This window comes from Arthrobacter sp. P1_H7 (assembly GCF_056405215.1).
Genome location: NZ_JBFUCO010000037.1, coordinates 1 through 4,365, shown reverse-complemented (window position 1 = coordinate 4,365; position 4,365 = coordinate 1). Strand labels below are relative to the sequence as shown.

General features: G+C 63.0%; 5 protein-coding genes. 1 reads left to right on the top strand and 4 read right to left on the bottom strand.

The window, feature by feature from the left end; translation table 11 throughout:
• Positions 1-242 precede the first annotated feature (242 nt).
• The 4 genes from AC1DXI_RS20690 to AC1DXI_RS20675 all read right to left on the bottom strand — a co-directional run bounded on the left by AC1DXI_RS20690 (position 243) and on the right by AC1DXI_RS20675 (position 3,063).
• The gene (locus tag AC1DXI_RS20690; protein ID WP_214844160.1) at positions 243-560 is read right to left on the bottom strand and encodes a DMT family transporter; all 318 of its coding nucleotides are present in this window, start codon (positions 558-560) and stop codon (positions 243-245) included.
• On the bottom strand, positions 560-916 hold the full coding sequence (locus tag AC1DXI_RS20685) for a DMT family transporter (RefSeq protein WP_230118806.1): 357 nt from the start codon (positions 914-916) through the stop codon (positions 560-562). The genes AC1DXI_RS20690 and AC1DXI_RS20685 overlap by 1 nt, the downstream gene beginning before the upstream one ends.
• A gap of 370 nt (positions 917-1,286) precedes the next feature.
• A complete protein-coding gene (locus tag AC1DXI_RS20680; protein ID WP_230118807.1) occupies positions 1,287-1,916 on the bottom strand; it encodes a cysteine hydrolase family protein in 630 nt (209 codons plus the stop codon).
• 52 nt (positions 1,917-1,968) lie between these two features.
• The gene (locus AC1DXI_RS20675) at positions 1,969-3,063 is read right to left on the bottom strand and encodes an LLM class flavin-dependent oxidoreductase (RefSeq protein ID WP_290369757.1); all 1,095 of its coding nucleotides are present in this window, start codon (positions 3,061-3,063) and stop codon (positions 1,969-1,971) included.
• An 89-nt stretch (positions 3,064-3,152) separates the two neighbouring features.
• On the opposite strand from AC1DXI_RS20675, the gene AC1DXI_RS20670 reads away from it, so the two are divergent.
• Positions 3,153-3,740 (top strand): CGNR zinc finger domain-containing protein, encoded by a 588-nt coding sequence (locus AC1DXI_RS20670; RefSeq protein WP_230118809.1) that lies wholly within the window; start codon positions 3,153-3,155, stop codon positions 3,738-3,740.
• Positions 3,741-4,365: the final 625 nt, after the last annotated feature.

The following is a 4,365-nucleotide window of genomic DNA, read 5'->3' as shown; positions in this document are numbered from 1 at the left end:
ACGACGAACTCGGCGTCGATCATTTCGACAAAACGAACCCCGAACGTGCCAGAAGACGGCTCCAACGCCGAATGGTCTCGCTCGGATTCGAGCCCAACCTCACCCCAATTTCCGCAGGAACGTCACCTTCGTTTTCTTAGTAGACACCGTCTTGAGATGGAAACCCCCTTACGGGCGATCCCTGTAGCGCTGGGCGTACCAAGCGCAGCAGTGACTGCCCATAGGGGTGACTGTGGTTCTGGCTAGTGGGTCGCGCCGAGTTCGATGAGGAGGACGCCGCCGATGATGAGGATGATGCCAAGGCTCATTAGCCACGTGAGGGGATCTTTGAAGAGGAACTTGGAAAGGACGGCGGTAAGGGCGACGCCTGCTGCGGCCCAGATTCCGTAGGCTATGCCAATGGGCATCCCATGAGCGAGGGTGAGGCCGAGCATGCTAAAGGACACCACGTATCCGACCGCAACTGCTGCGTACCAGCGTGTGTTGTCGATGGCTAGGCGGAGGCTGATCGTGCCGGAGACCTCAAACAGGATGGCGCCGATGAGGAGAAGATAGGACATCAGGCAATCTCTGCCTTCTTGTGGGCGGCCTGGGCTCCGAGCTCCACACACAGGACGCCGGCGATGATGACGATGATTCCTATGCCCATGAGGGCGGTAATCGGTTCTCCGAAGAGCAGGAGGGAGCCAACGGCAGTGAGGGCGACACCGGTAGCTCCCCAGATACCGTAGGCAACCCCGAGGGCCATACCCGTGCGGAGTATCTCGGCGAGCAAGACGAATCCGCTGAGGTAGCCGATGACAACGACGACGTAGAGGGCCGGGTGCTCGAGTGCGCCCTTGAGGGCGAGTGAGGCCGTCACTTCGACCAGGATGGCGGGAATTAAGAGTAGCCAGGCCTTAGTGGTGCTGGTCATGGGGTTGGTTCCTTGCGTGATGAGCTACTGGGTGATCTGGAGGACGAGGTGGCTCTCGTAGCCACGAACGAGGGAAAGAGTGTGTCTGCAAAAGTCAGGCGATGATCCCGTCCTTCACGCTGCGGCAGGAAGCTAACGGTGGCGTAGATGCTTATTCAAGATGATTTGGGCCTAGAGGGAGGTTCTGTAAGTGATGCGTTTCCTTTCAGAATGCATCGTTGAGGTATGCCCACACGCCTGATTCGGCTGCCCGCCGACGGTGGTACGCCGGCGGGCTCAGTGCCCACTGAGCGATCGGATGCGGCCGGTCCTAGCTCAAGATGTATAGTCCGGGCATGCTGAGTGCATGATGGCCACCGTCGCGGTACTTCTACCGGGTACTGCGGCCCCGTGCGGCGGAGGTGATGAGGTCACTCTTGGTCAGCGCCGCGCTCGTATGCAGTGCTGCGGTCCAGGTCGCGGTGTCGGCTACCGCCGCCCAGTTCGAATGCAGCAGCGCCATGAGGGTCTCGTGGACCTGGCGTGCGGACGCGGTGCCGGCGTCGTTGGCGAGGTCGATTGCTCCCGTCGCGTCTCTGAGGACTTCGACGGCGAAGCCAAGAGGCTCGGCGGCCGCGGCGGAGGCGATCACACAGTTGTTTGTCATGTAGCCAACGAGCGTGATCGTGTCGATGCCCTGTTCACGCAACCAGGCTTCGAGGTCGGTGTCAGCGAAGATGCTGGAGAACCGCTTGCCGACTCGCTTGGCTGCCGCGTCCTCGTGGGCAACTACTTCGGGGTGGTTTTGCCAGGTCGCCGCCCCGGACCCGAACACCGGGGCGTCTGCGGGAAGCTCGTGCTGGACGAGCACGACCGGCGTTCCGGTCTGCTCGGCGGCCTTGATCGCGGTCTGAATGCGGGTGATGGATTGGTCACGGTCCGGGTACTGGATCGGAAGCAGTCCGTCGAAGTATTCCTGTTGGGCGTCAATGACGATCAGGGCTCTGCGGGGTGCGGTCATGGGGTTCTCCTTTATGGGGTGTGTTGTGAACGTCGGAGTGTTGAAATGGGTGCTACCGCGCGGTGGCCGGTAGCGGTGCGTTCAAGTACGGGAGTTCGTAGTGATCGGCGATCAGGGTGATCCCGTGCTGGTCGAGGGTTGTTGAGTGGCCGCCGACGACGAGCATCACCTCGTCGACGCCGGTGCGTTCGTGCAGGGCTTCGAGACGGTCGGCGACAGTAGCGGCGGTGCCATGGAAACTGCGGCTGGTGTAGGCGTCGAGGATCTGCCGCTCCTGCAGTGTTGCTTGGTGGGCCTCAACTTCGTCGGGGGGAAGGAGCAGGTAGCCTTCGCTTTTGAACATGCGCAGCATCGCCATCGCCGATGTTGCCGCCTGCCGTTTTGCCTCAGCCGGGTCGTCGCTGATCGCCGCGGGTACGCTGACGAGGGTGTGCGGTTCGGCAAGTACGTCGGAGGGCTGGAAGCTCTCACGGTAGAGACGCATGGCCGTATCGATGTCAGCGTCGCCGAACTGCAAGGCGAACGCATACGGCCGGCCGAGCTGCCCGGCCAGTTGTGCTGAGTACGGAGAGGAACCCAGCACCCACACCTCCGGGAAGGTCGGGGGCGCAGGTACCCGGTTTTCCCTTGCCTGCCAGGGGCCGGGAACCGCGTGGACACGCCGGTAGGGGTGTCCGGGAGGGAACTCGTCACCCAGGAACCCGAGCAACTCGAGCACCTGCTGTGGGAATCCGTCGTTGGCATCCGCGCCCCGCCGCAGAGCCGCAGCAGTCGCCCCATCAGTGCCAGGGGCGCGTCCCAGCCCAAGATCGATCCGGCCCGGGGCGAGAGCCTCCAGCATCCCGAACTGCTCGGCGATCAGCAACGGTGCGTGGTTGGGCAGCATCACCCCTCCGGCGCCAAGGCGGATGCTCGTCGTCTCAGCGATGAGGCGGGCGACCATCAACGGAGGTGAAGACACCGAGGTCGCTCCCATCGCATGATGCTCAGACATCCAGAACCGGTGATAACCGCGCTGGTCCGCCGTCCGCGCCAGCGAGATCGTGGCCGCGAGCCCCTCCCCAGCGGTCATCCCCACTCCTGTACCGCCCGCGGAAAGCACGGACAGTGTGAATGGGGCCGTGCCGGCTGCTTGACCGAACGTCATAAGAACTCCTCATGGAAAAACGTGCTTTTTGGCGTGATTGGAGCGTAGCAGCTACCTCACGCTTAAATGAAACTGATACCATGAGAATCATGTCGGAAACACTGCCAGCAGCCGTACCAGGCGCCGAAGAGCATCCCAGCCTCGCACTGGTCAACAGCGCAAGCGAACTGCCCGGAGGCAAACGCTACGACGAATTGGACGGTCCTGACGACGCCGCGGATTGGCTGAGAGCACACGATCTCATCGCATCGGACACTGTGCTGCACGAGTACTGCCGGGGCAGGCTCGCAGACCTGCGCGCAGACCTGCGCGATCTATTCACCGCGCACACCACAGGGGACGTCCCCACGACAGCGGCCGTGCAAGCTCTAAATCGTGCGCTGACTTGTGCACCCGGGGCGCTCCTGCTTCAGTTCGACCCGGAGTCAGGGTTTACCCGCAGCGCCAACCACCCCGTGACACAAGTCGTCGAGCACGTCATGGCCGTCATCGCCGACGACGCTGCCTCGCTGCTAAGCGGCGACCAAGCATCGGTGCTCGCGTCCTGCGAAGCGGACGGGTGCCAGCGATTCTTCCTCCGCACCCACGCGCGACGGCAATGGTGCTCAACCCGCTGCGGCGACCGAGTCCGCGCCGCACGGGCCTACGCGCGCAAACGCACGCTACACAGCGCATGAAATCATGTGCCGCCGAAGCCAACCTTCGGCCCGATGGGACAAGCACGCAAGCTGATTAGCTACCGAGGCCGAGCAACGCAATCCGCATGTCGCGCCTGCCTCGCGTTACTCATTCCCCTTCAGCGATGCTTCTCATCGCCTTCCACCCGTGGGTCACCCCACCGCCGGCACGCAGCGCGGGTGGAGAAGCCGCGGAAGCAAAGTTCAAGGAAGTCTCCGACGCCATCGCTCGTTTCGTCCGCTCCTAGTTCCCAGTAGTCGCGATCACCCGTGAGAAGCACCTGTGGTCAGGACGCGGTACGTTCCCTTGACGAGCTTCTTCCGAAGCCCGGTCCGGTGGAGCAAACACACTCAGGTCCAAGGTGAAACCGTGAGCCAAACCTGGCCCACATGGGCTGATGCCATTTTGGTCTGCTGGATTTTAGCTTGGGGAAGTTCCCCCAGCCGCAACCTGGGAGGGGCCGCTGCAGCCCGGCCTAGACAATATGAAGTGAGGATTGCAGATCCTTCCGTCCGGGGCGGGCATTATCGCCGGGGCGGTCCCGCAGCGCCGGCTTGGGGTGCTCGGCTGCGTCCGGATGAAGGGCGGCGCTGCCGGACCTGGAACCCGGCGGTGATGTCCTTT

What these genes read in the sequence shown, in the direction of transcription:
- AC1DXI_RS20675 (WP_290369757.1), bottom strand. Translation starts at nt 3,063, where the DNA reads ATGACGTTCGGTCAAGCAGCCGGCACGGCCCCATTCACACTGTCCGTG.
- AC1DXI_RS20670 (WP_230118809.1), top strand. Translation starts at nt 3,153, where the DNA reads ATGTCGGAAACACTGCCAGCAGCCGTACCAGGCGCCGAAGAGCATCCC.
- AC1DXI_RS20690 (WP_214844160.1), bottom strand. Translation starts at nt 560, where the DNA reads ATGTCCTATCTTCTCCTCATCGGCGCCATCCTGTTTGAGGTCTCCGGC.
- AC1DXI_RS20680 (WP_230118807.1), bottom strand. Translation starts at nt 1,916, where the DNA reads ATGACCGCACCCCGCAGAGCCCTGATCGTCATTGACGCCCAACAGGAA.
- AC1DXI_RS20685 (WP_230118806.1), bottom strand. Translation starts at nt 916, where the DNA reads ATGACCAGCACCACTAAGGCCTGGCTACTCTTAATTCCCGCCATCCTG.